This is a genomic window from Rhodanobacter sp. GW835-FHT13D09 (assembly GCF_058793995.1).
The window spans coordinates 66,090-91,573 of record NZ_JBXAGL010000005.1; the positions used below are offsets into that span (position 1 = coordinate 66,090).

A 25,484-nucleotide genomic window follows, 5' to 3' on the forward strand; every position below is an offset into this window, starting at 1 on the left:
ATCAACGGAATCGTCCGGCGGAACGCCTAGCCAAAAGGCCGCTCGATGGACGGGCTCTGTGGCGTGAACCAGCGCGCACCGTCATCGGTGACATACATGATGTCCTCGAGCCGCACGCCGAACTCGCCGGGAATGTAGATACCCGGTTCATCGCTGAAGGTCATGTTTGCCAGGATCTTCCGCTTGTTGCCGCGCACCAGGTAGTACCACTCGTGCATATCCATGCCGATGCCGTGACCGAGGCGGTGCGAGAAATATTTGTAGTCCGGTCCGTAGCCACCGTCGACAATCACCTTGCGGGCGGCGGCATCTACCGACTCCATCGTGGCACCCGGATGCGCCGCCTTCAGCGCCGCCTGCTGCGCCTTCTGCACGATGCCGAATACCTTCTTCATCTTGTCGGAGGCCTTGCCCAGGACAAAGGTACGGGTGATGTCGCTCTGATAGCCTTCCACGAAACAGCCCTCGTCGATAAGCACTACCGTGCCTTCAACGATTTTCTGCGGGGCGATCGAACCGTGCGGCTGGGCGGTGTATTTTCCAACATTGACGATCGCCTCGCCTACCAGCCCCTGACGTCCGTAGGCGGCACCGATCCAGTCCAGCACCTGTTGCTGCGTCATGCCGGGTTCGAGCGCCTTCCACACGGCGTGGTACACCGCCAGCGTCGCGTTGTTGGCAACCTGCATCAGAGCCAGTTCGGCCGGACTCTTGATCGAACGGCAGCCGGCGGTAACCGGCATGGCGGACACGAGCCGCACGTGCGGCATCGCATAGCCGATGTTGGTGGCGCGGGAAAACGGTACCTGGTCTTCGATGCCCAGCGTTCCGGTGGACGCGTGCAGCTCGGCCATGATCTGCGCGACCTTCTCATAGGGACTTTCGTGCTCCTGCCAGGCACGCACGTCATGGCCGAACTTGATCTGCTCCAGCGCGCGGCTCTGTTCGAAGGCGGGCGTGATGTAGATCGGATCTCCCGACCTGGGCAGCAGCATGCCCATGACCCGCTCGCTGGTGAACCAGTGCATGCCGGTGAAATAGTTCAGCGAGGCGCCGCCATCCATGAAGATGGCATCCATCTTGTTTTCGGCCATGAGCTGCTGCGCCCGGTTCAGGCGGGCCCTGCGTTCGGCGTCGGTGATGGGGACGATCTGCGACTGCACCGGCTGCAGCGCCATGATCGAAGGCGGCAAGCTGGCGCAGTCGGCGCCCTGTCGGGCCATGGCCTCGCCCGCCAGCAGGCTCGTCGACAAGGCCGCCGCACCCATGGCCGAGGCCTGCAGGAAGCGCCGCCGGCCAAGGTGGATCGTGTTGCTGGTTTCCATCATTGCTCCCCTGTCTGCATGCAGCTGCTCGTGGCAGCGATTCGGACCATCCCGGTGGCAACCGCACGGTTCTTCCGCGACGGCGAGGCCACATCCCGGTGAGGTTACGCCGATTGCGGGCGCTCAGCGCTGCACGATATGCGCGAACCACTCCCAGCCGCGCACGCGCTCGCAAATCAGCTTGGTGCAGGTCAGCATCGGCACCGCCAGCAGTGCGCCGGGGATGCCCCACAGCCAGCCCCACACCAGCAGCCATAGCAGGATCGCGATGGGCGACAGCCGCATGCTGGCACCCTGGATGAATGGCGTGATCAGGTTGCCTTCCACCGCGGTGATGCCGGCGAAGGTCAGCACCGGCAGGAACACTTTCAAGCTGGCGTCGCTGGCGTAGAGCATGCACACCACCGCCAGCAGCGCGGTGGTGACGATCGCGCCGACGTAGGGGATGAAGTTCGCGAACATCGCCACCGCGCCCCACAGCAGCGGGTCGGGCACCTTGTACAGCCACAGCATGCCGGCGGTGACCGCGCCGAGGCTGGCGTTGATCAGCAGCGCGGTGAGCAGGTAGCGCGACACCTCGCTCTGGATGCCGCGCACGATGCTCACCGCATGCCGCTTGTAGGCGAAGCCGGGAGTGATCTCGACCAGCCGGCGCAGCATCGAATCGCCATAGATCAGGAAGAAGAACACCAGCAGCAGCACGCCGAGTACCGCGGCGAGCACCTTCGGCGCGGTGGAGGCCACGTCCCAGGCACTCACCGATATCGGCGTGGCAGGCGCCACGGACGTGTGCGTGCCGGTACCGCTGACCAGGGTCTGGGTGGCACGGTTCGCCGCTTCCAGCGGGCGGGTGAAGCTGCGCAGCTTCGGCACGAAGCTCTTGATCGCCGCTGGCGCGCCGTGGAACCAGCCGACTGCCGGCTGCGCCAGCAGCCCCACGCCGCTGCCGATGCCGACGATCAGACCCAGCATGAGCACGCTGGCGGTGAGCCAGCGCGGCAGGCGCAGGCGTGCGCCGAAGGCGACGATCGGATTCAGCGCCAGGCCGATGAAGGCGGCCAGCACCAGCGGAATCAGCAGCGCCCTGGCCAGCGTGACGGTGTACAGCAGGGCCAGCAGCAGCAGCGCATTCAGCACCATGCGCACCGCAAGCAGGTGGCGGCGCGTGGCGCGCGCCACGTTCAGGCGGCGCGCAACCTGCACGGCCGGTTCATCCGGAATGCCCTCGGCCGGCCGCGCCGTCGCGGCAACGTCGTCGACGACATCCAGCGCCGGCGGGAGTGTTTCGGGGTCGCTCATGCGGATTCGCCGCCACCCGCATCCGCCTTGCCCGCCGCGGCGAGGCCAAGCTCCATCACGCCCAGTTCGGCGATCAGCCGCGCACCATGGGCTACCGCCTCGGCCAAGCCGCCGCCAAGCAACGACGCCAGTCCCGGTACCCGCAGCGGGTGCACGTTGAGGCTGCCCAGCACGAAACCGGCGCCGGCGGCCGTACCCACCGTGGTCAACGGATATTCGCGACCGCGCGCCAGCAGGGCGGCCGCCGGTGTGCCCAGCTCATGCCGCGCGGCGCGCACGCGCAGGCGCGCGGCCTGCACCCTGGCCTTCTGCTTCAACAAGCTCATCGCCGATCCTCCCCGTCGCCCGGCTCGGCCGCAGCGTCCGCTTCGGCCTTGTGCAGGGTCTCGCGCATCATCGCACTCCACTCGCCGCGCGTGGCGGGCAGGCTCATCCAGTGCATGCAGCGGCGGAACAGCCCGATCGCAGCGAGCAGGAACAGCACCTGCAGCACCGCCAGCACCAGCAGCGCCCAGATCCACGAGCCGAACCACGCCGCCAGCAGCACGCCCGCCAGACCGAGCAAGGTCAGGCCCAGGCCGACGCCGGCGACGGTGGCGGCCAGGCCCGCCAGCAGCATCCAAGAAACCGCGCTGCGCGCCAGCCCCAGTTCCGCGGCCAGCAAATGCAGTTGCGCGCCGAACAGCCGCCTGACCGCGCGACCGAGCTGGCCGATCTCGGCCAGCAGGCCAGACGACGACGGCGCCGGATCCGGCGCCGTCGCTTCGGGGGATGCTGCATCCTCGTCGTGCATGCCCGGTCCCGCGACGCTCAACGTCGCAGGATGCGGCCGAGCAGCCAGCCGGCGCCGAGCGCGATGGCGACCGACTGCACCGGCTTCTCGCGCACGTAGTCGCGCACCTGTCCCAGCCACGCGTCGGCACGGTCCATCGTCTCGTCGTAGACCTCGCGGCCGCGCTCGCTGACCTGCGCGGCCTTGTCGCTGGCCTTGTGCGCGGCGCCGGCCGCCTTGTCGGTGGCGCGGTGCAGGCCTTCCTCGACGTGGTCGGCGGCGCGATCCACTTTTTCCTTGGTGCTGGCCACCGCCTCGGAAGTGGCCTGCTTGATCCGCTCGGCACGCTCGTCGATGCGGTCGCCGGCGGCCTGTTCGGGGGATTGGACTTGCTTGTTCATTGCATGCTCCGGAGAAGATTCATGGTGGCACAGACACGATGCGATGGCTGCACCGTTCAAGCGCCGCGGCGGAAGAACGCGATGGCCGCGAGAATCAGGAAAATGATGAACAGGATTTTCGCGATTCCGGTCGCCGCGCCCGCGATGCCGCCAAAGCCGAGCACGGCGGCGATGATCGCGATGATCAGGAAAACCAGGGCATAGTGAAGCATGAAGGCGTCCTCATCTGCAGGGAATGGCGGCGGGGAAACCGCACGGGGCCATTCACCCACAGCGCATGCCATGCGGGTGTGAAGGGTGTCGACGCTGCCGTGCACGCGATGCCGACGTTTGCGCCGGCGTGCGTTCAGCCGGCGACGGCCGGGTTCAGGCTGTAGGTGCCGACCAGTTCCGCCTCGGCCAGCACGTGGCCGGCCATCGCCGCGCGCAATTCGGCCAGCGAAAAACCCTTGACCAGCGGCAGCGCGACCACGTCGAGCGCATGGACCTTGAAGTGGTAGTGATGCAGCAGCGCGTCGTTCCACGGCGGGCACGGGCCGTCGTAACCGAGATAGTCGCCACCCATCGCGGCGTCGCCGGCGAACCAGCCGGTGTAATCGTTGACGCCCTGCACGCTGCCCGGCGGCCCGAACGGCTCGTGCTTGCCGCGCGCGGTGATCCCGTCGCTGCAACTGCCTGCGGCCAGTTCGCCGCATTCGGCGGGGATATTCGCCATCAGCCAGTGCGCGAACTCCACCCGCGGCAGATCCGCCGGCACGGTGCGCCCGGCCTGGTTCACATCGTCGCCGCGGCTGGGTACGTCGGGGTCGATGCAGGTGAGCACGAACGAACGGGCGGCCGGCGGTGCATCCTTCCACGCCAGCTGCGGGCTGCGGTTGTCCGACAGCGCGACCGGATCGCCGCGCCTGCCGAACGCGAACTCGGCGGGAATCGGCTGGCCGTTGGCGAAGTTGTCACTGCGTAGTTGCATGGTGTGTCTCCACTCGGGTTGCATGGAACGTGGAGTGCGATTCCAGCCTGCGCCGGAATGACGGTCGCAGGGCTTTTTATCTCGTCATTCCGGCGCAGGCCGGAGGTGCTTCAAAACAGCGAAGCTGGTCATCGCACTTCAATGCCTACAGAATAGTCGGATACAAGTCACGCCACTCGGCATTGCCTTCGTTGATCAACCGCATCTTCCAGTCGCGCTTCCAGGCTTTGAGCGTTTTCTCGCGCAGGATCGCCGACTCCATGGTGGGATGAAGTTCGTACCACACCAGCGTATGCGCACCGTAGCGGTGGGTATAACCCATCACCACGTCGTTCTTGTGTTGCCAAATGCGTTTGACCAGGCCGCTGGTGACACCAACGTAGAGGACACCGTTCTTCTTGCTTGCCAGCATGTAGACGCAGGGTTGTCGCCAGTCCATGGCTTTTTCTCCAGGTGGAAAATGCGATTCCTGCCTGCGCAGGAATGACGGTGAGGTGATGTTGGGCATGCCGCCTTTTAGCTGTCATTCCTGCGCAGGCAGGAATCGCACTTGGCATAGGCACGGCGCGAAACTCACGGCTTGTACGTCACCCGATACACCGCCCCGGCGAGATCGTCGCTGACCAGCAGGCTGCCGTCGGGCAGCGGCTGCACGTCGGCGGGACGGCCCCAGGCCTTCTCGTCCTGCTCGAAGCCGCTGACCAGCGGCTCGTAGGAGACTACCCTGCTGCCGTTCAGGCGCACGGCCATCACCCGGTAGCCGGATTTCTTCGTGCGGTTCCACGAGCCGTGCTCGGCGACGATGATCGCGCCCTTGTAGATGGCGGGAAACTGCTTGCCGGTATAGAAACGCATGCCCAGCGCAGCCACGTGCGCGCCCAGCTTCAGCACCGGCGGCACGTAATCCCTGCAGCTCTTGCCCTTGCCGAACTCGGGGTCGAGCGTGTCGCCCTGGTGGCAGTACGGATAACCGAAATGCTCGCCGGGGCGGGCGATCTCGTTCAGCTCGTCGCTGGGCATGTCGTCACCCATCATGTCGCGGCCGTTGTCGGTGAACCACAGGCGGTGCGTGCCGGGCTGCCAGTCGAAGCCCACCGAGTTGCGGATGCCGCGCGCCACGTCCTGCCAGCCGCTGCCGTCGGGGTTCATGCGGATCAGCTTGCCGTGATCCGGGCCCGGGTCGCAGATGTTGCAGGGCGCACCGATCGGCACGTACAGCTTGCCATCCGGGCCGAACGCGATGAACTTCCAGCCGTGATAGGTCTCGGTGGGCAGTCGGTCGGTGACCACGACGGGCTTCGGCGGATCGTCCAGATGGTTCCCGATGTCGCGCAGCACCAGGATGCGGCTCACCGCGGAGACGTACAGGTCGCCGCCCTTGAACGCCACGCCCACCGGCAGTTGCAGGCCGCTGGCGATCACCCGCACCTTGTCGGCGACGCCGTCGCCCTTCGTATCGGTGAGCGCGTAGACCTTGCCGGCATCGTTGGAACCCACGAACACCGTGCCCTTCGCGCCCAACGCGATCTCGCGCGCGCCCGGCACCTGGTCGGAATACAGCGCGATGTGGAAGCCCTTCGGCAGGGTCAGCCGACTCAGCGGCGGCGCAGCCAGCGCCGGCAGCGACGACAGGACCAGCAGCAACGACAGCAGCAGGCGCATGGCATTGCTCCTCGATCGTGGGGAACGCACAGCGTATACGGGCGCGCGTGAAGCACGAAGTGACACCACCCGCACTTGCCCGATCGACAGCACGTCCCGCCCACGTCCGCACCCATGTTTCGGCGTAGTCTTGGACGCCCACCGTCAGGAGGGCCGAACCATGTTTCATCGCGCCTGCAAGCTGCTCGTTCCGTTGGCTGTTGCCCTGCTTCCCATTGTCGCCGGCAGCATCCCTGCCTCTGCACCCGGCAGCACTGCCGCGGCGTTGCAGCAGGCGGTGGACGGCCACTGGCGTTCGGCCGCGAATCGGGCGCGCGACCCGTACCGCCACCCGGCCGAGACCCTGCAATTCTTCGGCATCAAGCCGGACATGACGGTGATCGAGCTGTCGCCCGGTGGCGGCTGGTATACCGAGATCCTCGCGCCGTTCCTCTACGCGCACGGCCATCTGATCGAGGCCGCACCGCCGACCTCGGCGAAGTTTACCGCCAAGCTCAAGGCCGACCCGGCGCTGTACGGGCATATCGCGAAAGTCATCCCGTTCGCCCCGCCGGACCCGGTCAACCTCGGCGCCGACAACTCCGCCGACATGGTGCTCACCTTCCGCAACACGCACGACTGGCTCAACCACAGCCCGGCCACTCTCGACGCGGTGTTCCAGGCCGCGTTCCATGTGCTCAAGCCCGGCGGCGTGTTCGGCGTCACCGAACACCGCGCCAAACCGTTCGCCGACGCTGCGGACAGCAGCAAGGCCCTGCACCGCCTGCCCGAGGACTACCTGATTGCGCTGGCGCTCAAGACCGGCTTCCGGGTGGCCGGCGTGTCGGAGATCAATGCCAACCCGAAAGACCCGGAAGACATCAACGTGCACCGCCTGCCACCCGACCTGGCCGGCCCCGGCGGCGAGCATGCGCAGATGAAGGCGATCGGCGAGTCGGACCGGATGACGCTGCGCTTTGTGAAGCCATGATGGTGGACGCGTCAAGGCTAGCGAATCACCCTTGCGTTGAGCATCGAAGCGCGATGCACATGGAAGATGCCTTCCTCAAGTGGATCGGGCACTGCTACGACCTCGCTCCGTTCCCGGTTACGGGGTTTCTTGATTCCAGCGTCAGGACGCAAAATGACTTACTCAAACTCCAGCGCTCACACTGCCGAACAAATTCAAGCGAAAAACTTGGCTGCAATGGGTGCCGATCTTGGCGGTACTTACTCGGCACTTTGGCAACAGCTATCCCGGCTCCACCAAAAATGGGGTCACTATGTTGATCTGTTCGGAACAAGCCCCAAACGGATCGCGCTCTTGAATGAGACCGCGCCGAATTTCTTCCGAATAGTTCAAGACAGCCTCCTGGAGGATGTCTTCCTTCATATCGCTCGGCTAACCGATCCTCCGAAATCATCAGGGAAAGACAATCTCTCCTTCAAACGCCTACTCGTTCTACTGGCTAACTCGACGCTAAGAAATGAAGTCGAGAGTCGGCTGATCGCGCTTGGCACAGCATCCGCATTTGCCAGAGACTGGCGAAATCGGCGACTTGCTCACGGAGACCTCGCGTTGGCGCTTGACCAAGCGGCGCAGCCGCTGGCACCAGCTTCTCGGGCACACGTGAAGGAAGCGCTAGCGGCCATGGACAATGTTCTCAACACAGTCTCAATGCACTTCCACCAAAGTACGACTATGTTCGAATTTGCAGGCGAACCTAGCGCTGGCGGTGCTACATCAATGCTCTATTTTCTTCACGCAGGTAAAGAGGCCGAGTCCCGAAGACGAGAACGCATTCGAAACGGCAACTTCACTCCCGAAGATATTGAGCACAAAAATCTTTGACGTGCGACTTAACCCATACACGAAGCGGGCAAGCTTTATTTAAGCTAACCCACGCAGGGGCTTTCAGAAGGGCGCGCTCGCGCTGATGCTGGAGCTGGATCACAACGGGCTGTCGTCGCTGCTCGATCCACTGCGCGGGCGATAGCTCGGCCCTGCACGGTTACACTGGTGCCGATGAACATCGACTCGAACGCATTCGACGGCGCGATGGACGCGCTGGCCGGGGATGGCTGGTGCGTGCTGCCGGACCTGTTGCCGGCCGCACAGACGCAGGCGCTGGCGGCCGAATGCCGCGCCTTGCACGAGGCGCGTCGGCTGACGCCGGCGCGGGTGGGCGCCGCGCGCACGGCCACGCCCTTGCGCGGCGACAGCACGCAGTGGTTCCACGCCGGGGCGATGAGCGCGGCGCAGCAGGCGTTCATGGATCGCCTCGACGCGCTGCGGACCGCGCTCAACCGCGAGCTGATGCTGGGTCTGGTCGAATGCGAGGCGCACTACGCGGTGTATCCGCCGGGCGCCGGTTACACCCGTCATCTCGACCGCCTGCGCGACAGCGACGCGCGGGTGGTGTCGGCGGTGTACTACCTCAACGAAGGCTGGCTGGCGGCGGACGGCGGCGCGCTGCGGCTGTACCTTGACGGCGGCTCGCATCGCGACATCCTTCCGCACGCCGGCAGCCTGCTGCTGTTCCTCTCCGCGCAGTTCGAGCACGAGGTGCTGCCGGCCACGCGCGACCGCATGAGCATCGCCTGCTGGATGCGCCAACGGGTGCTGACGACGATACTCTGAGGCGCCCGCTCTTACGGACCCGCCGCGTCCGATCCGAGCAGCTCGATTTCGGCCAGCGCCGTCGGCGCAGCATCCGCCGATGGATCGAGGCGCAGCCGGTAATACGCGTAGTTGCCCGGTGCATGCACGGCAAAGGCGCGCGTCTGGTGCGGCCACGCGAAACGCTCGTGTTGCCGCGCATCCAGCGTGCGCCAGTGCCGGCCGTCGCGGGAGGCCTGCAGTTGCCAGCCGGAGGGTGCCGCGATACGGGCGCCCGAGGTGAGCGTGAGCTCCGCGACCTCGCGTGCTTGAGCGAAGTGCCATTGGAGGGTGGTCGCCGCGGCCGGCAGCGCGACCTCGGTGGTGGAGTCGTTGTCGGACAGCGCGGACAGCTGCGCGAGGGCCGGCACGCTGCGCAGCTTGCCCTGTCCGTCGTCGGTGAAGTCGCGCAGCGGCTGTGGCCGGCCCTGCGCGGTGAGCGACGACGGCAGCGCCGCATCGTCGCTGGCCCAGCGCGACGGTCGCGGTCCCATCGTGAATTCCAGCGTGGCGCCCGCCGCCAGCAGCGCATGCGGCAGGGTCAGCTTGTTCCACGGCTGGCCGTTGACGCGCAGGCCCTGCACGTAGCGGTTGACGTCGCTCACTGCCGGCGCGTCGATCACCAGGTGCCTGCCGTTCTCCAGTGCGATGTCCATGTGCGGGAAATACGGCGCGCCGATCACGTACTCCGGCGTGCCCATGCGCAGCGGATAGAAACCGGCGGCGCTGAACAGGTACCAGGCGGACATCTCGCCGTTGTCCTCGTCGCCCGGGTAGCCCTGGCCGGTTCCGCTGCCGACGTAGAGGCGGCTGAGCACGTCGCGCACCTTGTCCTGCGCCTTCCACGGCTGTCCGGCGAAGTCGTACATGTAGATGATGTGGTGCGAAGGCTGGTTGCTGTGGCCGTACTGGCCCATGCGCACGTCGCGCGCCTCCAGCATCTCGTGGATCGGCTCGCCGTAGCTGCCGACGTGGAACTCGCCCGGCGTGGCGAAGAACGCGTCGAGCTTCGCCGCCAGCGCGGCGCGGCCGCCGTACAGCGCGGCGAGGCCGGCGCCGTCCTGCGGCGCGTGGAAGGCCATGTTCCAGGCATCGGTCTCGGTGTAGTCGCCGCCCCAGCGCAGCGGGTCGAAATCCTTCGAGTCGTAGCGCCACTTGCCCACCGCATCGCGGCCGACGAAGAAGCCCGTCGCGGGATCGAACAGGTTCGCGTAGCCCAGCGCGCGCTGGCGGAAATACAGCGCATCGTCGGCGTAATGCGCGGCATACGGATCGCCCGCCGCCGGTTGCCGCGCCAGCGCGGCGGCGAGGTTGCCGATCGCGAAGTCGTTGATGTAGCCGTCCATCGACCAGGACAGCCCCTCGTCCACGCCGGTGTCGGTGTAGCCGTTGAAGATCGAACGCTGCAGCCCCTTGCGGCCGGTGCCGGCGAGCGGGCTGACCACCGTGGCGTCCTTCAGGGCGGACTGGTAGAACGCGCGCACGTCGAAGTGGCGCACGCCTTTCAGCCAGGCATCGGCGAATGCCACGTCGGCGCTGGTGCCGACCATCAGGTCGGCGTAGCCGGGCGACGACCAGCGTGCGATCCAGCCGCCGTCGCGGTACTGCTGTACGAAGCCGTCGATCATCTCGCCGGCTTTCGCGGGCGTGAGCAGCACGTAGGCCGGCCACGCGGTGCGGTAGGTGTCCCAGAAGCCGTTGTTGACGTAGGGCTTGCCGTCGACGATCCGCGCGCCGGTGTGCGTCGGCGTGTCCTGGCCGGTCGGCGCTGAGAACGGGCTGGCATACCGGTAACGCGGTTGCGCCGCGCTGCCGGTGTTCTCGTAGGCCTCGTTCGGATACAGGAACAGGCGATAGAGGTTGGAGTACAGCGTGGTCCGTTCATCGGCGCTGGCGCCATCCACGCTGACGATGCCGAGCTGCGCATCCCATTGCTGCTGCGCGCGCCCGCGCACGTCGTCGAAGCTCTCGCCCGGCGCAATCTCCAGCGCCAGGTTGTGCTGCGCCTGCTCCAGGCTGATCAGCGAGGTGGCGATGCGCAGGTTCACCACTTTCGTCTTCGTCGTGTCGAAGCCGAACCACGCGGCGACGTGGTCGCGCCCTTCACCGCCCAGGCGCCCGCTCTCGCTGACCGGCTGGTCGAGGGTGCCGTAGAAGAACAGCCGGGTGGCGCCGGCGGAGAGCCGGCTCTTCACGTCGGACCAGCCGCTGAAGCTGCGCGTCGCCGGATCCAGCACGATGCCGCCGTGGTCGTCGCGGTTGTCGAACACCAGTTGCGAGCGCTTGCCCGCGAAGGTGAAGCGGAACATCGCGGCATGGTCGGTCGGCGCGACCTCGGCGACGATACCGTCGTCGAACGCCACGCGGTAGGTGTGCGCGTGCGCCGTTTCATTGGCATGGCTGAAACTCAGCGCGCGAACCGCGCGGTTCGCGCTGGGCGCGCCATGCGCCATCGCCGCCGGCATCAGCTGGAAGGTCTGCCGGTCGCCCATCCACGGGCTCGGCTCGTGCGACAGCGCGAACGCCTCCAGCCGCGGGCGGTTGTCGGCGCCGTTGCGCTGCTGGTACTGGTAGATCCAGTCGGAGCCGGCGTCGGTCACCGGCGTCCAGAAGTTGAAGCCGTGCGGCACGGCCACCGCGGGAAAGGTGTTGCCGCGCGAGAAGCGGGCGTTGGAGTTGCTGCCGCGGCGGGTGTCGACGAACGCGCTGGGGCGTCGGCGCGCATCGGCGGGTGCGGCGCCGATACGCAGGTCGTCCAGGTAGCCCTCGAAGCGGGCGGCCGGGCCGTCGTGCATCAGCACGATGCGCTTGATCGTGCGCCCGGCGGCGATGGCGCCGACGTCGATCGAAAGCTGATTCCACTGGTCTGGATACAGCGTGCGGCCCTCGCCCTGCGCGCGCGCCGAGGCGCCCACCCGGTGCTGGTCGCGCGCGCCGCGGGTGGACAACCGGCTGCCGTCGTCGAACAGCAGGTCCACCGCCACGTAATTGGCCGGGTTGCGCAGGTCGCCCGCGTTCGAGAGCGGGAAGACCAGGTACGACAGCTGCGTATCCGGCTGCACCGGCAGGTTCACCGCATACAGTTCCGCCTGCTGCTGCCCACCGGCGCTGCCGCGGTAATGCAGCGAATGCAGCCCGCTGAAGCCGGCTCCGGGCATGGCGGCAAGCGCCGCCGTCGTGCCGGGACCACCGGCCACGTCGACGGAGAACGGCGCCGTGGGCCGCATGGCCGACGGCATCGGCTGCCCGGGTTCGAACGAGGTCTGGAAGGTCGTCGGTGCGGCCGCGATCGCCAGCGTCGGCAGCAGGCCAATCAGCCATAGCCCGCGGCACAGGCGCCGGCCGGCATGCGCGAATTTCGTCAACGGCGATCCGGTCACGGCCAGCCCTCTGCGTCGGTGTGGCGGTGGCGGCGTTTCACATCGTCCGCGACGACTGCCGATGCGCGGAAAACGGGAGGAGAGACGCCGGTATGATGGGATTTGTATCGATCTAAATCGAACCTGTCAAACCGCGTCGCAACATGCCCGGCCGTGGCTGGCCGCCGCCAGCCGATTCAGCCTGGGGCGGCGCCGGCATCCGCCACCGCATTGAAGCGCGTGGCGATGTAGTCGTCGGTGTAGCTGGTCATGCCCCAGCCGCAGATGAAGCCGCAGTGGCCGCCGTACGACGCGATGTCCAGCTCGACGTTGGGCGGCAGTTCGAGCCTCTCGAAGCTGCTGACCGGGATCACCGGGTCATCCCGGGCGGTGAGGATGGTGGCGGGAATCTGCAGCGACTGCATGATGTCGCCGGCCACCGAGTAGCCGTCCAGATACTGCTGCAGCGACTGGAAGTCGGTATGCCGCAGCACCATCGCCTCGGTCAGCCCGCGCAGGTGCTGGTTCAGTTCGGACATCTCGAAATACCGGTGCTGCGGGAACGCCTTCTGCTTGGCCTGCAGCGAGTGCCGCCATTTGCGCATGAAGTAGGCCTGGTAGAACCACGGCGCCGTTTCCTCCAGCGAGAACAGGCCCTCGCCGGGATCGATGATCGGGCATACCGCCAGCACGTAGCTCAGCGGAATGCCGACCCGCGAGGTCTGCATCGCCGCGCGCAGCGCGAAATTGCCGCCCAGCGAGAAGCCGGCCAGTGCGATCGGACGCGACGGCCAGCGCTGCGCGATGTCGCCCAGCGCGTGCACCACCTCGTCGATGCGGCAGGAATGGAACAGCGCCTCGTTGAGTCCGTGGCTGTCGCCGTGGTCGCGGAAGTTCAGCCGGAAGATGTCCCAGCCGTCGGCAAGCAGGCGGCTGCCGGTCTGCAGTACGTAGGTGGAATCGACGCTGCCCTCCCAGCCGTGGAACAGCACGGCCAGGCCGCGCGGCTGCGGCCGGATTTGCTGCGCGGTGTACGCGCCGCTGAGGCGCACGCCGCCGCCGCCGTCCACCACCACCGCCTCGGCGCCGCGTTGCACGGCCGTGGCCGCGCGCGGCAGCAGCATGCGGCGCACGCCGCTGGAGGACAGCATGGTCTGGATGTGGCCGCTGGTGAGCGGCCAGGGCGGTCGGAAGTCCTTTCCGTGCAGCAGATTCATCCGATGTGGTCTTCCAGTGCGGCGGCGATGCGTTCGCGCGACAGCTCGGCCATGCGCCGGCGCGCCTCCGGGGTGGCCGGCACCGGCGCCAGGAAACGCACCTCGGCGTCCAGCGGCGCCTCGCCCAGCATGCGCACGATGTTGTGCACGAAACTCTCGTGCTCGCGGAAGCCGGCGTCGACCACCCGGCGCCCGTCGCGGGCAAAGCGCAGCGCCACCGGCTGCACCGGCACCCCGGCATCCAGCGCGGCCTGGAAGATGCGCGCGTGGAACACCTTCAGCACGCCGTTGTAACCGGTGCCACCTTCCGGAAACACCGCCACCGAACGGCCGCCGCGCAGGCGCTCGACCATCGCCTGCATCACCGTGGACAGCGAATGGTTGCTGCCGCGGCGGTGGAAGATGGTGCCGCCGTTCCGGGCCAGCCAGCCGACCAGCGGCCAGTCGGCGATCTCCGCCTTGGCCACGAAGCAGGCCGCGCGCTGGCTGTGCAGCATCACGATGTCGATCCACGAGGTGTGGTTGGCGACGAACAGCACCGGATCGCGCAGCGGTTCGCCGAAACGCACCGAGCGCAGGCCGAGGATGCGCAACAGCCTGACCGACCACCAGCGGATCATGCGGTGCGCGAACGGCTCGCGGCCGTCCTTCATCACCGCCTGCTGGTTCCAGCTGAGGACCAACGCGCACAGCGCGATGCCAACCACGATGTGCAGCAGCACCAACGGCACCCGCCACACATAACGCAGCGGACGTAGCGGATCGCGTTCGGGAACGGTATAGGTATCGGTATCGGTGCTCATCAGTCCGGCAAGTTTAGCGTCAATGCGCCCCCGCTTCGGCAGTACGTGCGCGCATCGTCGCAGCGGGTGACGCGGCCGGCGTTCGAAACTTCGCGCTTCAGCCTTCGAGGCTGGCGTCGATCAGGCAGCGCGCGGCACGCGCCAGGATGCGCGCCGGGCCCTCGTCGCCGAAGGTCTGGCCGGAAACGTAACTGCCTTCGATCAGCAGCAGCAGCCCGTCGGCCAGCGCCGCCGGATCGCGTGCGCCGATCGCCTCGCTCAGGTGTCGCAGGCGCTCGCGCAGTGCACGCTTGCTGTCCACCGCGACCCGGTGCGCCGGATGCGCGGGGTCGGGATATTCGATCACCGCGTTGGTCAGTCCGCATCCGCGGTAGCCGACGCTGCTGGCGCGCGCCGCGAGACCCTCCAGATAGGCCAGCAGCTGGCCGCGCGGATCGCCGGGGTGGCTCGCCGCCAATTCCTCGAAACGCTGGCGGAAACGCTGGTCGTAGTCGCGCAGATAGGCCGCCGCCAGCTCGTCCTTCGATTCGAAGGCGCGGTACAGGCTGGGCTTGGTGACGCCGGCGCGGTTGACGATCTCCTCCACCCCGATGGCACGGATGCCCTCGCGGTAGAACAGCTCGAAAGCGGTGTCACGGATGCGGTCGGCCGCGCGGCGCGGCGCTTCGGCGTGGGGAGCTTCCCTGGTTCTGGAACGGCGGGACATGGCCTGACCTGATTGAGCATGACCGGTTGACAATGTTACCGAGCGGTACGTACGCTGCGCTTCCCGCCCGTACCGATCGGTAACATGACTATACAGCGCTCACGGCCGTTCGGCCAAAACTACGCGTTCGTGGTACTCGCGGTGGTCTTCCTCGCCCTGCTCGTCTCGGCCGGCATGCGCGCCACGCCGGGCGTGCTGATGCTGCCGCTGGGCCGCGCCTTCGGCTGGAGCCGGGACAGCATCTCGACCGCCGCCGCGGTCGGCATCCTGTTGTACGGCCTGATGGGTCCGTTCGCCGCGGCGCTGATGCAGCGCTTCGGCATCCGCCGCGTGCTGCTCATCGCGCTGTCCGTGATGGCGCTGGCGGCCGCCGGCAGCGCCGCGATGACCCGGCCCTGGCAGCTGCTGCTGAGCTGGGGGGTGCTGTCCGGCGCCGGCACCGGCTGCGTGGCGGTAGTGCTGGGCGCCACCGTGGTCGGGCGCTGGTTCAGCAGCCATCGTGGCCTGGTGATGGGCCTGCTGACCGCCAGCACCGCCACCGGCACGCTGATCTTCCTGCCGGGCCTGGCCGCCATCGCCGAGTACGCCGGCTGGCGCGCGGTGGTGCTGACCATCGCCGCCTGCTGCCTCGCGCTGCTGCCGCTGGTGCTGTGGCTGCTGCCGGAGCGGCCGGCCGACATCGGACTGGTCCGCTACGGCGCCGGGCCGGACGAGCCCGCCGATGCCGGCGCCGCTAGCGGCAACCTGTTTGCGCTGACCCTGGGCGCCCTGCGGCGCGCCAGCAGGCGCGGCGCGTTCTGGTACCTGTTCGCCACCTTCTTCGTCTGCGGCTTCACCACCAACGGCCTGATCGGCACGCACTTCATCGCGCTGTGCGGCGACCACGGCATTCCCGAGGTACGCGCGGCCGGGCTGCTGGCGATGATGGGCATCTTCGACCTGTTCGGCACCACGGCCTCGGGCTGGCTCACCGACCGTGTCGACCCGCGCAAGCTGCTGTTCGCCTATTACGGCCTGCGCGGGCTGTCGCTGATCTATCTGCCGTATTCCGATTTCTCGCTGTACAGCCTGTCGTTGTTCGGCGTGTTCTACGGGCTGGACTGGATCGCCACCGTGCCGCCCACGCTGCGCCTCACCACCGATGCCTTCGGCGAGCGCGACGCGCCGGTGGTGTTCGGCTGGGTGGTGGCCGGCCATCAGGTAGGTGCCGCCGCGGCTGCGTTCATGGCCGGCGTGCTGCGCGTGCAGCTGGGCAGCTATCTGATGCCGTTCGTGATCGCCGGCGCCACCGGCGTGGCGGCAGCCTTCCTCGCCCTGCGCATCCGTCGGCGCAGCAGTGACGCACCGCTGGCCCTGGCCGGCGAGGCCGCTTGAGCGTCAACGTTCCAGCTGGCCCAGCGGCAGCGACGGCGAACGCTTCACCGTGCGCAGCACGAAACTGGAATTGACATCGGCCACGCCGGTGGCGTTCAGCAGATGGTCGAGCAGGAAGCGCGAGAAGTCCTGCAGATCGGCCACATAGACGTGCAGCAGGTAATCCATGTCGCCGGTCAGCGCATGGCAGGCGACCACCTCGTCCCAGCCGTTGACACGCTCGACGAAGCCTTCGATCGCCGCGCTCTCGTGCTTGGTCAGCTGCACCCGCACGAAGGCCTGCAGGCCCAGCCCCACCGCCTGCGGATCGATCTGCGCGGCGTAGCCGGTGATGATCCTGTCCGCTTCCAGCCGTTGCAGCCGGCGCAGGCATGCCGACGGCGACAGGCTGACCCGTTCGGCCAGCTCGGCGTTGGTGATGCGGCCCTCGCCCTGCAGCACGGCGAGCAGACGCAGGTCGGTGCGATCGAGTGTCGTCATATGCAATATATGTCCGGAATTACTGATAAATGCGCAATAATAATGCACTCTAGGCGGTGACTTCGGCAACAAAGCAATCTTCGTGCGGGCGAACCACCGTAAGCTTGTGGCGAGATCAGTCCACGCCCGCACCGGAGCACGCCATGGATACGCCGCGCAAAGTCGAACACCAGCAGACCGATCGCGGCTACGTGCCGGTGTACGCCACCGGCGTGGTCGAGCAGCCGTGGGCCGGCTACAGCAAGACCGACCACGAGGTGTGGGACACCTTGTACAAGCGCCAGCGAGAACTGCTTCCCGCGCGCGCCTGCCGGGAATTCATGGCCGGCGTCGAACGCTTCGGCCTGGGCGACGGCGGCATCCCCCGGTTTTCCGAACTCAACAAGGTGCTGGGCAAGGCCACCGGCTGGGAACTGGTGGCGGTGGAAGGCCTGCTGCCGGACGAGGTGTTCTTCGACCATCTGGCGAATCGCCGCTTTCCGGTCAGCTGGTGGATCCGCAAACCCGATCAGCTGGATTACCTCAGCGAGCCGGACCTGTTCCACGACCTGTTCGGCCACGTGCCGCTGCTGCTGAACCCGGTGTTCGCCGACTACATGCAGGCCTACGGCCGCGGCGGCATGAAGGCGTTCGCGATCGGCCCCGACGCACTGATGAACCTGACCCGGCTGTACTGGTACACGGTGGAATTCGGCCTGATCAACACCGCCGAAGGCATGCGCATCTACGGCGCCGGCATCGTCAGTTCCAAGGGCGAGTCGATCTATTCGCTCGATTCGCCCTCGCCGAACCGTATCGGCTTCGGCCTGGAGCGCGTGATGAGCACGCGCTACCGCATCGACACCTACCAGCAGACCTACTTCGTGATCGACAGCTTCGAGCAGCTGTTCGAGGCGACGCATCCCGACTTCACGCCGATCTACGCGAAGCTCAAGGCATTGCCTGCACATGCCGCCGGCGACGTGCTCGACGGCGACCGCGTGTTTACCCGCGGCGATCGCGTGGGCTGGGCCACCAACGCGGACACCTGAGCCGCCCGGTCAGCGCAGCGTGGCGTCCAGCCACGGTGTCACCACCCCGGTCCACAACGCATAACCCTGCCGGTTCATGTGCAGGCCGTCGGCGATGAACCAGCGCGGCTGCGGCAGGCCGTCCTGGCCGAGCATTGGCGTGAACACGTCCAGGTAGGCGACGCCGTGCTGGCTGGCGGCATACGCGCGCACCAGCGCATTCGCCTCGCGGATCTTCGGCAGCAACGCCTTGCGCGCCATGCTCGGCTTGATCGCGATGAACGCGATCGGCACGCCGGGATCATACGAGCGCGCCTTGCGCACGAACGCGGCAAAGTCGTCGCGCACCCGCACCGGGCTGTCGCCGTCCTGCAGGTCGTTGTCGCCTGCATACATCACGATCGCGCGCGGGTGGTACGGCCCCACGATGCGGTCGGCGAAGTAGGTGCTGTCGGCGATCTCCGAGCCGCCGAAGCCGCGGTTGATCGTGCGCAGTTCGGGGAAGTCCGTCGCCAGCGAGGTCCACATGCGGATCGACGAGCTGCCGATGAACAGCACCGCACCCGCCGCCGGCGGCTGCGCCCGATCCGCGGCCTGGAACGCGGCGATCTCCCGGTTCCACTGCGCATGGTCGTTTTCGCGGTTGTCGCGCGCGGTGGCCAGCAGCGGCCACAGCAGCAGGATCCACCACAGCTTGCGCATGCCTTTCATCGTCTGCCTCGCCCTGATCGTGCCTGCCTGAAGACTAGCGCGGCCGCGGCAGTTCCGACACCGCCAGCACCTGCGCGATGCGCTTGCCGTCCCAGCGATAGACCAGGTGCTGCGCCTGCGTGCAGGGTGCCACCACGTCGGGCTGGAACGCGGCCAGGCATTCGCCGCCGCGGTGGCGGGCGCTGTCGTAGACGATGCCGTTGGAGGCGCCCCCGCGCAGTTCGCGAGCCATTTTCACACTGGCCGTATAGACGTCCGGATCGTGCTCGGCCTTCCAGCCGCCGCGGATGTCGTGCAGGCGGCTGTCCACGCTGGTGCGGTAGCAGCGCATCTGGACCTCGCAGGCCGGCTCGCCGGTGGCGGCGAGGAAACGTTCGCGGTGGTACACGGTTTCCTCGACCGCGGTGGGTACGCTGTGCGCGGCGTAGAACACGCCCCAGCTGCCGTCGGAGAAACGGCTGCCTTCCGGGTTGAGATGGGTGAACGCGGCCATCACCGGCGTCGTGCCCGGCCCGCTGATGCGGTGCTCTTCCGGCACCAGCTTCAGCACGCCGGCCTCTTCGCGCAGGCGCGGATTGGTCAGCGCTTCGATCGCGAACAACGCATCGAGGTCGGCCGGATCGGCGATGCGGTCATACACGCCGACCGGCGGGAAGCGGCTGGGCACGATGCGGTACGCCTGGCTCCAGCGGATGCGTTTGAGGGGGGGCAGCTCATTTGGCATCAGGGGTTCCAGAATATGCTCCCTCCCCTGCGAAGTAGGGGAGGGAGCAGAGCTTGGGGCGCCATCGTCTCGCTCGCCGCGACGCCTGTCGCCGCGCCGCTTCACCCGCGCTGCGCATCCAGGTACTGACGCACCACATAGAGGTCGGCCACGTTGCCGGACAGCATGCGCTCCAGCGCGGAATGGCCGCCGAACAGCGGTGCGGTGCTCGGCTTGTGCAGCCAGGCATCCGCCTGGGCCGGGTCGGGGAACAGGATCTGCAGCGACTTCCAGATGCCGAGCAGATAGCTGATCCGCTCCAGCGTATCGCGCCCCAACGCGCCGCCTTGCTGGCGCTTCCACTTGTAGAAGGTGGATTCCGGCGGATCGCCGAGCAGGCGGCGCTGATCGGCGATGCGCAGCCTCCAGTGTTCGGCCAACCGGAAGAACGCACGCAGCGCCGGGTCGGCAAGCGTGTCCGGCGGCGCGTAGCGGGACGCGGCTTCGGCAATGCGGGTCGGATGGGCAGTCATGACGCCTGACTCTCCCTGTGAAGTTGTTTCGAATAATACTCCACCAATGCAGCAAAGCCAACGACCCGTTCCGGCGGCTCAGTGCGCCGCAGCGCCCTTTGCCTTCGCGCAGTCGCACGCGTAGTCCGGCTCCGGGCCGCCGTCGGCGATGAAGCGGTCGATGCGCTGCTCCAGTACCGGCAGTGGCACCGAACCCAGCGCGAGCACGGTGTCGTGGAAATGGCGCAGGTCGAACTTCGCGCCCAGCGCCTGCTCCGCCTTCGCGCGCAGCTCGCGCAGCTTCAGGTAGCCCAGCTCGTACGACAGCGCCTGGCCCGGCCAGCTGATGTAGCGGTCCACCTCGTTGGCGATCTCGCGCGCGGACAGCGCGGTGTTTTCGGTGAGGTAGTCGATCGCCTGCTGGCGCGTCCAGCCGAGATGGTGCACGCCGGTGTCGACCACCAGCCGGCAGGCGCGCCACATCTGGTAGCTGAGGTAGCCGAAGCGCTCGTATGGCGTGTGGTAGATGCCCATCTCGTTGCCGAGGTATTCCGAGTACAGCCCCCAGCCTTCGCCGTAAGCGGAGATGTAGCCGTTGCGGCGGAACGCGGGCTGGTCGTGCTGCTCGTCGGCCAGTTCCAGCTGCAGCGCATGGCCGGGGTAACTCTCGTGCAGGGTCAGCGCCGGCACGTTGAACAGCGGCCGCGACTTCAGGTCGTAGGTGTTGACCAGGTAGGTGTCCGCGCCGCCGCGGCCGGAGGTGTAGTACGGCGCGATGTCGGCCGGCACCGGCTGGATGGTGAAGTGCGCGCGCGGCAGGTGGCCGAAGTAGCGCGGCATCTGGCCGTCCACCTGCTTGGCCACCCAGGCGCTGCGCATCAGCAGCTCTTCGGGCGTCTTCGCGTAGAACTGCGGGTCGGTGCGCAGGAACTTCAGGAAGTCGGCAAAGCTGCCCTTGAAGCCGGTGTCCTGCATCACCTCCAGCATCTGCGCATGGATCTTCGCCACCTGGTCGAGGCCGATGCGGTGGATGTCGTCCGGATCGAGTTCGAGCGTGGTGTACTCGCGGATCTGCTGACGGTAGTAGGCCTTGCCGTCGGGCAACGCCTCCGCCGCCAGCGTGGTGCGCGCCCGCGGCACGTATTCGTTGCGGAAGAACGCCAGCAGCTTCGCGTAGGCGGGGATCACCTCGTCACGGATGCGCTGCAGCGCCCGGCCCTGCAATGCCTGCGCCTGGTCGGCGGGGATCGACGCCGGCAATTGCCTGAACGGCGCATAGAAGCTGCTCTGGGTCGGGTCCTTCAGCTGGGCCACCGCGGCGATCGACGCGTCGCGGCCGTCCAGCACCGCCCGCGGTACGCTGAAGCCGCGCCTGAGGCCGGCGCGCATGTTCGCGGTCTGCTGGTCGAAGTAGGCCGGGATCTGCTCCAGCCGGTCGAGATAGCGCTGATAGTCGTCGGCCGTGCGCAGGCGGTCGCCACCCAGCACGTAGCCGATGTCCGACCAGAACGCCGAGTCGCTGTTGAACGGCATCTGCCACGCCTTGAACCGCTGCGCGGCGAGCAGGTTGCCGATCTGCGCACGGTACACGGCGTAGTTGACCTGGTCTTCGGCGGACAGCTGCCGCGGATCGATCGCGTCGAGCCGGTCCAGCACCTTCTGCCAGTAGTCCAGCCGGCGTTGCTGGTTGGCGGCGTCGACGTTGTCCAGCCGGCCACCGCTTGGCTGCACCTCGCCGGAGGCGAGCACGCCGGACTGCGCGCTGCGCCAGCTCCATTCCTGCTGGTAGACCTGCCTGAAACGTGCCGCCGCATCCTGCCCAGCCCATGCCGGCGTCGCCAGGACCAGTGCGCCCAGGCCCAGCCACGCCACTCTCGTTGCCATGCTCACGAAACCATTCCTTCTGCCGGTGACGGCGCGGCGGGCGGCTTCGCCGCATCTTCCACGCTCCAGTAGGCCAAAGCCGCGGGCGGCAGCTGGGGCAATGCCGCGCGCAGCAACAGCGCGTGCACGGCATCCTTCAATCGTGCCACGCGCAGCGCGATCCCTCGAGTCTGCAGCCAGGCGGCGAAATCCGCCAGCGCCTCCACGGTGGTGCCGTCCAGGTCCGGCGATTCCTCCAGGCTCAGCACCACCACGCGGATGCCGTCGCGCTCGCCGATCCGCTCGCGCGCCAGCGCCAGCGTCGGTTCCGCGTTGGCGAAGAACAGCGGTTCCTCCGGCCGCAGGATCACCATGCCGGGCTGCTCGCGCGCCGCCCGGTGCTGCTTCGTGTCGATGAAGTCGTGGCTGTCGGCGAGCCGGCCGAGCACGCTGATCCGCGGGGTCGCCAGCTGGCGCAGCAGCAGCAGCAGACTGAACGCGATCGCGGACAGCAGGCCATCCAGCACGCCCAGGGCGAGCACCGCCAGCACCGCGGCCAGCGCCACCAGCCGGTCGCGCCGCCATTGCAGGTACGGCCGGAACACCGCCAGTCGCCACGACTTGCTCACCGCGTGGATCACGATCGCCGCCAGCACCGGCTCGGGGATGCGCTCGATCCAGCGCAGGAACAGCAGCACCAGCAGCAGCACCGTGGCCGCCGCCATCAGTCCGGCCAGCCGCGACTGCGCGCCGGCCGCCTCGTTCGCCGAGGTGGCCGAGTAGCCCGCGCCGACCGGCATGCCGTGAAACAGGCCCGAGACGATATTGGCCACGCCGAGCGCGACGAGGTCGCGGTTCGGCCGCACCGGATCGCCGTGCTTCAAGGCGAAACTGCGGATGGCACTGTACGACTCGGCATACAGGATCAGCATCAGCGCCGCCGCCAGCTCGATGTTCGGCAGCCACTGCGACGACTCCGGCCATGCCGGCGCCGTCCATGCCAGGGCCAGATGCACCGGCCCGACCAGCGCCACGCCCTGCCCGGCCAGCCAGCCGGAAGCGGCGATGCCGAGCACGATCGCCAGCAGGCTGCCCGGCAGGCGCCGTACCCGCCCGCACAGGAACAGCAAGCCGAGGGCGGCCGCACCGGCGGCGATCGCGGCCGGTTGCCACTGCCGGAACTGTTCGACCAGCTCGACCAGCACCCGCGCCACATCGCCGTGCCGGGTGGACACCCCGAACACGTGCGGCAACTGCTTCACCGCGATCACCCAGGCCAGGCCGAACGCGTAGCCGCGCAGCACCGGCCGCGCGATCAGGTTCGACAGCGCGCCCAGCCGGGCCGCCCCGGCGAGCAGGAAGCTGCCGCCCGCCAGCACCACCAGCATCGCCGCGGTGGCGAGGCGCTGCGCGCCGTCGCCGCCGGCCAGCGCCAGCGTCGCCGCCGCCAGCACAGCCGCCGAAGACGAGGTCGCCGAAACGACCGCGAAGCGGCTGCGGCCGATCAGGCCGTAACACGCCAGGCCGGCGAACAGGCCGATGACACCGGCCTGCGGCGGCAGCCCGGCGATGCCGGCGTACGCCACCGCCTCGGGCAGCAGCAGGCCGGCGATCGACACGCCGGCCAGGACATCGACGCCGAAGGTGGAACCCGCCGCGGACGCAGGTGCCGGGCCCGCGTTCATTCGATCAGCCCGCTCCAGCCCGGCAGGTACGCCGTGTCATGGCTGTGCGCCAGCAGCAGGGCCTGCTGCAGCGCCTTCGCGCCGACCTTGCCGCCCGGCAGTTTGAGGCGGCGGCGGTAGAAATCCGCCCACAGGAACTCCGCGTACGGCGTGGCGTCCTTCGCGCAGCCGCCGGCCGTGCGCACCCGCGCGGCGAGGGTGCGGTAGGGGTCGTCGGCCATCTCGCTCAAGCTGGCCGGGATCGCGGTGTAGTCGGTGCGGGTGCCGTGCTGGTCGTACGGATGCGCCCAGCGGTTGAATTCCATCGTGCGCCAGAACACGTCCGGCTCCAGCCAGGAGAAATCGCGCTGGATCATCACCGGCACGCTGTTCACCCCCTCTTCCAGCAAGGCCAGCCCGAGGTGATGGTGGTCGACGATGTAGACGCGCTGTTTCGGCCCCAGCACACCGGGAAACCAGTGCGCCTGGATCAGCTCCTTGCGCCTCTTCCTGCCGAGCCTTTCCCATTCCGCGCGCTTGCCCGCGACCTCGGCCCGGCCCACGGTGAGCTGGGTCGGCCGCAGCTTGGCCGGGGCGATCGACAACAACGGGTGATGCAGGCCTGACGACATGGCGCGACTCCTCCGGACAGATGCCGTGCCGCCGAGCGTACCCGAGCCGGGCCGGGCCGATAAGAGCCTGGTGTGGCGCGCAAGTTTCTGCGCGGACGGACGGCTATCCCATGCCGGCGTAGTAGCCGCGCATCGACCGCAGGTAGGCATCCAGATCGTGGCCGGCCCGGTCATCGAACATCTCGCCGGTCTCGGCGAGCTCATCGATGCGGTCGGGGCGGAAGTTGCGGAAACTCTCGCGCAGCCGGCACCACGTGCCGAGCGTCCACTTGCCGCCCCAGAACGCCAGGCACAGCGGCTCGACCTCGCGCCGGCTGACATTGCCGCCCTCATCGCTGTACGTCAGCCGGAGTACCTGGCGCGCCTCGATGGCGGCATGCAGCCGATCGATGCGGGCGGCGAACGCGAGCTTGTATTCGTCGCGCCACACCGGCGCGTAGATGCGCGTGCGCGCGGCGCGCTCGCGCAGCTCCGGCGGCAGCACCGCCTCGATCTTCAGCAACGCCGCGCGGGCATCGCCGGCCAGCTTGTCGCCGGCGAAGGCCTGCACGAATCGCGTGCCGACCACCAGCGCCTCGAGTTCGTTCGCGGTGAACATCAGCGGCGGGATGTCCGAACCCTTGCGCAGCACGTAGCCGACGCCGGCCTCGCCCTCGATCGGCACGCCGGACAACTGCAGGTCGGCGACGTCGCGGTACACGGTGCGCAGCGACACGCCCAGCGTCTGCGCCAGCGAGCGCGCCTGCAGCGCGGTACGCCGGCCGCGCAGGGCGTGGATGATGAGGAACAGGCGATCGGCTCGACGCATCCGCGCATGGTGGCTGTCCCGCGGATCGATCGCCAGTGCTGGCTACTCGCCGTCCCAGTAGTCGCGGCCGTCGGTCGGCCGGCCAACGTGACGGAAACCTTGCGGCTTGCCGTCCGCATCCCTGCCCGCGACATGCATAACGGCAAACTTGCCCGAGTCCGGGTATTCGCAGACCTCGGGCGTCTCCATGCTGGACACGGCGAGGAAGCGCAGCGTGGCGTCGCCGGTGTTGACGATCTGGTGCGCAGCTTCCGGGCCGCCAGGCAGGCAGCAGATCACGTCACCAGCGCGGATCGGCCAGGTTTCGTGGCCGATCCGCACTTCGCCCGCGCCTGCGACCACGAAGAACATTTCCTCGTTGACGCGATGTGCGTGGAACGGGAATGCACGCTTGCCCGGCGGCACCACGGTGAGGTTGTAGCCGAGCTTCTTCGCACCCAGCGGATGCCCGATCGGCACCATGCCGCCGCCGAACTTCGCCGGCATCGGGCCGCCGCCGTATTGCTTGTTCAGCACTTCGAGCGGGATCGGCTCCAGCTCGTCGAGGTTGAGTATGGGTCTGGCCATGGTCGCTT

Annotated in this window: 27 protein-coding genes; 5 read left to right on the top strand and 22 right to left on the bottom strand. The window is 67.9% G+C overall.

The features are described from left to right. Window positions 1–26: 26 nt before the first annotated feature. The 9 genes from AC1Q5A_RS08910 to AC1Q5A_RS08950 form a co-directional block, all read right to left on the bottom strand. On the bottom strand, window positions 27–1,325 hold the full coding sequence (locus AC1Q5A_RS08910; RefSeq protein WP_492700297.1) for a M24 family metallopeptidase: 1,299 nt from the start codon (window positions 1,323–1,325) through the stop codon (window positions 27–29). 123 nt (window positions 1,326–1,448) lie between these two features. Then, window positions 1,449–2,624 carry an AI-2E family transporter gene (locus AC1Q5A_RS08915; RefSeq protein ID WP_492700298.1) on the bottom strand — a complete coding sequence of 392 codons (1,176 nt, stop codon included), beginning with the start codon at window positions 2,622–2,624 and terminating at the stop codon, window positions 1,449–1,451. Then, window positions 2,621–2,950, bottom strand: coding sequence for a hypothetical protein (locus tag AC1Q5A_RS08920; protein ID WP_492700300.1), 330 nt, complete (start codon window positions 2,948–2,950; stop codon window positions 2,621–2,623). Before AC1Q5A_RS08920 ends, AC1Q5A_RS08915 begins: the two co-directional genes overlap by 4 nt. Beyond that, on the bottom strand, window positions 2,947–3,417 hold the full coding sequence (locus AC1Q5A_RS08925; protein WP_492700302.1) for an ABC transporter ATP-binding protein: 471 nt from the start codon (window positions 3,415–3,417) through the stop codon (window positions 2,947–2,949). Before AC1Q5A_RS08925 ends, AC1Q5A_RS08920 begins: the two co-directional genes overlap by 4 nt. A 17-nt stretch (window positions 3,418–3,434) precedes the next feature. Next, window positions 3,435–3,797 carry an ElaB/YgaM/YqjD family protein gene (locus AC1Q5A_RS08930; RefSeq protein WP_492700304.1) on the bottom strand — a complete coding sequence of 121 codons (363 nt, stop codon included), beginning with the start codon at window positions 3,795–3,797 and terminating at the stop codon, window positions 3,435–3,437. Window positions 3,798–3,853: 56 nt separating this feature from the next. Further along, window positions 3,854–4,009, bottom strand: a complete 156-nt coding sequence (locus AC1Q5A_RS08935) for a DUF1328 domain-containing protein (RefSeq protein ID WP_492700305.1) — start codon at window positions 4,007–4,009, stop codon at window positions 3,854–3,856. A 134-nt stretch (window positions 4,010–4,143) separates the two neighbouring features. Next, window positions 4,144–4,767, bottom strand: a complete 624-nt coding sequence (locus tag AC1Q5A_RS08940) for a YbhB/YbcL family Raf kinase inhibitor-like protein (RefSeq protein ID WP_492700307.1) — start codon at window positions 4,765–4,767, stop codon at window positions 4,144–4,146. Between the two features lie 145 nt (window positions 4,768–4,912). Continuing rightward, on the bottom strand, window positions 4,913–5,206 hold the full coding sequence (locus AC1Q5A_RS08945; protein ID WP_492700498.1) for a GIY-YIG nuclease family protein: 294 nt from the start codon (window positions 5,204–5,206) through the stop codon (window positions 4,913–4,915). 134 nt (window positions 5,207–5,340) lie between these two features. Beyond that, window positions 5,341–6,429 (bottom strand): PQQ-dependent sugar dehydrogenase, encoded by a 1,089-nt coding sequence (locus AC1Q5A_RS08950; RefSeq protein ID WP_492700309.1) that lies wholly within the window; start codon window positions 6,427–6,429, stop codon window positions 5,341–5,343. Window positions 6,430–6,589: 160 nt separating this feature from the next. Here AC1Q5A_RS08950 and AC1Q5A_RS08955 point away from each other — a divergent pair, with 160 nt between their 5' ends. The 3 genes from AC1Q5A_RS08955 (at window position 6,590) to AC1Q5A_RS08965 (ending at window position 9,049) form a co-directional block, all read left to right on the top strand. Next, complete coding sequence (locus AC1Q5A_RS08955) at window positions 6,590–7,399, top strand: class I SAM-dependent methyltransferase (protein ID WP_492700311.1); 810 nt, start codon at window positions 6,590–6,592, stop codon at window positions 7,397–7,399. Window positions 7,400–7,552: 153 nt separating this feature from the next. Beyond that, window positions 7,553–8,260 carry an AbiU2 domain-containing protein gene (locus tag AC1Q5A_RS08960; RefSeq protein ID WP_492700312.1) on the top strand — a complete coding sequence of 236 codons (708 nt, stop codon included), beginning with the start codon at window positions 7,553–7,555 and terminating at the stop codon, window positions 8,258–8,260. A gap of 174 nt (window positions 8,261–8,434) precedes the next feature. Then, window positions 8,435–9,049 carry a 2OG-Fe(II) oxygenase gene (locus tag AC1Q5A_RS08965; protein WP_492700314.1) on the top strand — a complete coding sequence of 205 codons (615 nt, stop codon included), beginning with the start codon at window positions 8,435–8,437 and terminating at the stop codon, window positions 9,047–9,049. 11 nt (window positions 9,050–9,060) lie between these two features. On the opposite strand, the gene AC1Q5A_RS08970 is transcribed toward AC1Q5A_RS08965, so the two are convergent. The 4 genes from AC1Q5A_RS08970 to AC1Q5A_RS08985 all read right to left on the bottom strand — a co-directional run bounded on the left by AC1Q5A_RS08970 (window position 9,061) and on the right by AC1Q5A_RS08985 (window position 15,152). After that, on the bottom strand, window positions 9,061–12,306 hold the full coding sequence (locus AC1Q5A_RS08970) for a GH92 family glycosyl hydrolase (RefSeq protein ID WP_492700499.1): 3,246 nt from the start codon (window positions 12,304–12,306) through the stop codon (window positions 9,061–9,063). A gap of 317 nt (window positions 12,307–12,623) precedes the next feature. Continuing rightward, window positions 12,624–13,643: a YheT family hydrolase gene (locus tag AC1Q5A_RS08975; protein WP_492700316.1), complete on the bottom strand. Its 1,020-nt coding sequence runs from the start codon at window positions 13,641–13,643 to the stop codon at window positions 12,624–12,626. Continuing rightward, on the bottom strand, window positions 13,640–14,446 hold the full coding sequence (locus tag AC1Q5A_RS08980; RefSeq protein ID WP_492700318.1) for a lysophospholipid acyltransferase family protein: 807 nt from the start codon (window positions 14,444–14,446) through the stop codon (window positions 13,640–13,642). Before AC1Q5A_RS08980 ends, AC1Q5A_RS08975 begins: the two co-directional genes overlap by 4 nt. Window positions 14,447–14,543: 97 nt before the next feature. After that, complete coding sequence (locus tag AC1Q5A_RS08985) at window positions 14,544–15,152, bottom strand: TetR/AcrR family transcriptional regulator (RefSeq protein WP_492700320.1); 609 nt, start codon at window positions 15,150–15,152, stop codon at window positions 14,544–14,546. An 84-nt stretch (window positions 15,153–15,236) separates the two neighbouring features. Between AC1Q5A_RS08985 and AC1Q5A_RS08990 the strand changes: the two genes are divergently transcribed. Next, window positions 15,237–16,526: an MFS transporter gene (locus AC1Q5A_RS08990; protein ID WP_492700321.1), complete on the top strand. Its 1,290-nt coding sequence runs from the start codon at window positions 15,237–15,239 to the stop codon at window positions 16,524–16,526. Window positions 16,527–16,529: 3 nt separating this feature from the next. Here AC1Q5A_RS08990 and AC1Q5A_RS08995 read toward each other — a convergent pair whose 3' ends face one another. Beyond that, window positions 16,530–17,006: an Lrp/AsnC family transcriptional regulator gene (locus AC1Q5A_RS08995; protein ID WP_492700323.1), complete on the bottom strand. Its 477-nt coding sequence runs from the start codon at window positions 17,004–17,006 to the stop codon at window positions 16,530–16,532. A 143-nt stretch (window positions 17,007–17,149) separates the two neighbouring features. On the opposite strand from AC1Q5A_RS08995, the gene phhA reads away from it, so the two are divergent. Further along, on the top strand, window positions 17,150–18,037 hold the full coding sequence (phhA, locus tag AC1Q5A_RS09000) for a phenylalanine 4-monooxygenase (protein WP_492700325.1): 888 nt from the start codon (window positions 17,150–17,152) through the stop codon (window positions 18,035–18,037). A 9-nt stretch (window positions 18,038–18,046) separates the two neighbouring features. Here phhA and AC1Q5A_RS09005 read toward each other — a convergent pair whose 3' ends face one another. The 8 genes from AC1Q5A_RS09005 to AC1Q5A_RS09040 all read right to left on the bottom strand — a co-directional run bounded on the left by AC1Q5A_RS09005 (window position 18,047) and on the right by AC1Q5A_RS09040 (window position 25,476). Next, a complete protein-coding gene (locus tag AC1Q5A_RS09005) occupies window positions 18,047–18,718 on the bottom strand; it encodes an SGNH/GDSL hydrolase family protein (RefSeq protein WP_492700327.1) in 672 nt (223 codons plus the stop codon). A 43-nt stretch (window positions 18,719–18,761) separates the two neighbouring features. Next, a complete protein-coding gene (locus tag AC1Q5A_RS09010) occupies window positions 18,762–19,451 on the bottom strand; it encodes an RES family NAD+ phosphorylase (protein WP_492700329.1) in 690 nt (229 codons plus the stop codon). Window positions 19,452–19,552: 101 nt separating this feature from the next. Continuing rightward, window positions 19,553–19,963 (bottom strand): MbcA/ParS/Xre antitoxin family protein, encoded by a 411-nt coding sequence (locus tag AC1Q5A_RS09015; RefSeq protein ID WP_492700330.1) that lies wholly within the window; start codon window positions 19,961–19,963, stop codon window positions 19,553–19,555. 78 nt (window positions 19,964–20,041) lie between these two features. Next, entirely contained in the window at window positions 20,042–21,826 is a 1,785-nt protein-coding gene (locus AC1Q5A_RS09020; RefSeq protein ID WP_492700332.1) for a DUF885 domain-containing protein, read from the bottom strand. A 2-nt stretch (window positions 21,827–21,828) separates the two neighbouring features. Further along, the gene (locus AC1Q5A_RS09025; RefSeq protein ID WP_492700334.1) at window positions 21,829–23,490 is read right to left on the bottom strand and encodes a SulP family inorganic anion transporter; all 1,662 of its coding nucleotides are present in this window, start codon (window positions 23,488–23,490) and stop codon (window positions 21,829–21,831) included. Continuing rightward, window positions 23,487–24,101, bottom strand: coding sequence for a ParB-like protein (locus tag AC1Q5A_RS09030; RefSeq protein WP_492700336.1), 615 nt, complete (start codon window positions 24,099–24,101; stop codon window positions 23,487–23,489). Before AC1Q5A_RS09030 ends, AC1Q5A_RS09025 begins: the two co-directional genes overlap by 4 nt. 103 nt (window positions 24,102–24,204) lie before the next feature. Next, window positions 24,205–24,909 carry a helix-turn-helix transcriptional regulator gene (locus AC1Q5A_RS09035; RefSeq protein WP_492700338.1) on the bottom strand — a complete coding sequence of 235 codons (705 nt, stop codon included), beginning with the start codon at window positions 24,907–24,909 and terminating at the stop codon, window positions 24,205–24,207. A 42-nt stretch (window positions 24,910–24,951) separates the two neighbouring features. Beyond that, window positions 24,952–25,476 (bottom strand): cupin domain-containing protein, encoded by a 525-nt coding sequence (locus tag AC1Q5A_RS09040; RefSeq protein WP_492700340.1) that lies wholly within the window; start codon window positions 25,474–25,476, stop codon window positions 24,952–24,954. Between the last annotated feature and the right edge of the window lie 8 nt (window positions 25,477–25,484).

Bases quoted from the DNA above. Each gene is read 5' to 3' on its own strand.
- AC1Q5A_RS08910 (WP_492700297.1), bottom strand. From the start codon at position 1,325: ATGGAAACCAGCAACACGATCCACCTTGGCCGGCGGCGCTTCCTGCAG.
- AC1Q5A_RS08915 (WP_492700298.1), bottom strand. From the start codon at position 2,624: ATGAGCGACCCCGAAACACTCCCGCCGGCGCTGGATGTCGTCGACGAC.
- AC1Q5A_RS08920 (WP_492700300.1), bottom strand. From the start codon at position 2,950: ATGAGCTTGTTGAAGCAGAAGGCCAGGGTGCAGGCCGCGCGCCTGCGC.
- AC1Q5A_RS08925 (WP_492700302.1), bottom strand. From the start codon at position 3,417: ATGCACGACGAGGATGCAGCATCCCCCGAAGCGACGGCGCCGGATCCG.
- AC1Q5A_RS08930 (WP_492700304.1), bottom strand. From the start codon at position 3,797: ATGAACAAGCAAGTCCAATCCCCCGAACAGGCCGCCGGCGACCGCATC.
- AC1Q5A_RS08935 (WP_492700305.1), bottom strand. From the start codon at position 4,009: ATGCTTCACTATGCCCTGGTTTTCCTGATCATCGCGATCATCGCCGCC.
- AC1Q5A_RS08940 (WP_492700307.1), bottom strand. From the start codon at position 4,767: ATGCAACTACGCAGTGACAACTTCGCCAACGGCCAGCCGATTCCCGCC.
- AC1Q5A_RS08945 (WP_492700498.1), bottom strand. From the start codon at position 5,206: ATGGACTGGCGACAACCCTGCGTCTACATGCTGGCAAGCAAGAAGAAC.
- AC1Q5A_RS08950 (WP_492700309.1), bottom strand. From the start codon at position 6,429: ATGCGCCTGCTGCTGTCGTTGCTGCTGGTCCTGTCGTCGCTGCCGGCG.
- AC1Q5A_RS08955 (WP_492700311.1), top strand. From the start codon at position 6,590: ATGTTTCATCGCGCCTGCAAGCTGCTCGTTCCGTTGGCTGTTGCCCTG.
- AC1Q5A_RS08960 (WP_492700312.1), top strand. From the start codon at position 7,553: ATGACTTACTCAAACTCCAGCGCTCACACTGCCGAACAAATTCAAGCG.
- AC1Q5A_RS08965 (WP_492700314.1), top strand. From the start codon at position 8,435: ATGAACATCGACTCGAACGCATTCGACGGCGCGATGGACGCGCTGGCC.
- AC1Q5A_RS08970 (WP_492700499.1), bottom strand. From the start codon at position 12,306: ATGCCGTCGGCCATGCGGCCCACGGCGCCGTTCTCCGTCGACGTGGCC.
- AC1Q5A_RS08975 (WP_492700316.1), bottom strand. From the start codon at position 13,643: ATGAATCTGCTGCACGGAAAGGACTTCCGACCGCCCTGGCCGCTCACC.
- AC1Q5A_RS08980 (WP_492700318.1), bottom strand. From the start codon at position 14,446: ATGAGCACCGATACCGATACCTATACCGTTCCCGAACGCGATCCGCTA.
- AC1Q5A_RS08985 (WP_492700320.1), bottom strand. From the start codon at position 15,152: ATGTCCCGCCGTTCCAGAACCAGGGAAGCTCCCCACGCCGAAGCGCCG.
- AC1Q5A_RS08990 (WP_492700321.1), top strand. From the start codon at position 15,237: ATGACTATACAGCGCTCACGGCCGTTCGGCCAAAACTACGCGTTCGTG.
- AC1Q5A_RS08995 (WP_492700323.1), bottom strand. From the start codon at position 17,006: ATGACGACACTCGATCGCACCGACCTGCGTCTGCTCGCCGTGCTGCAG.
- phhA (WP_492700325.1), top strand. From the start codon at position 17,150: ATGGATACGCCGCGCAAAGTCGAACACCAGCAGACCGATCGCGGCTAC.
- AC1Q5A_RS09005 (WP_492700327.1), bottom strand. From the start codon at position 18,718: ATGCGCAAGCTGTGGTGGATCCTGCTGCTGTGGCCGCTGCTGGCCACC.
- AC1Q5A_RS09010 (WP_492700329.1), bottom strand. From the start codon at position 19,451: ATGCCAAATGAGCTGCCCCCCCTCAAACGCATCCGCTGGAGCCAGGCG.
- AC1Q5A_RS09015 (WP_492700330.1), bottom strand. From the start codon at position 19,963: ATGACTGCCCATCCGACCCGCATTGCCGAAGCCGCGTCCCGCTACGCG.
- AC1Q5A_RS09020 (WP_492700332.1), bottom strand. From the start codon at position 21,826: ATGGCAACGAGAGTGGCGTGGCTGGGCCTGGGCGCACTGGTCCTGGCG.
- AC1Q5A_RS09025 (WP_492700334.1), bottom strand. From the start codon at position 23,490: ATGAACGCGGGCCCGGCACCTGCGTCCGCGGCGGGTTCCACCTTCGGC.
- AC1Q5A_RS09030 (WP_492700336.1), bottom strand. From the start codon at position 24,101: ATGTCGTCAGGCCTGCATCACCCGTTGTTGTCGATCGCCCCGGCCAAG.
- AC1Q5A_RS09035 (WP_492700338.1), bottom strand. From the start codon at position 24,909: ATGCGTCGAGCCGATCGCCTGTTCCTCATCATCCACGCCCTGCGCGGC.
- AC1Q5A_RS09040 (WP_492700340.1), bottom strand. From the start codon at position 25,476: ATGGCCAGACCCATACTCAACCTCGACGAGCTGGAGCCGATCCCGCTC.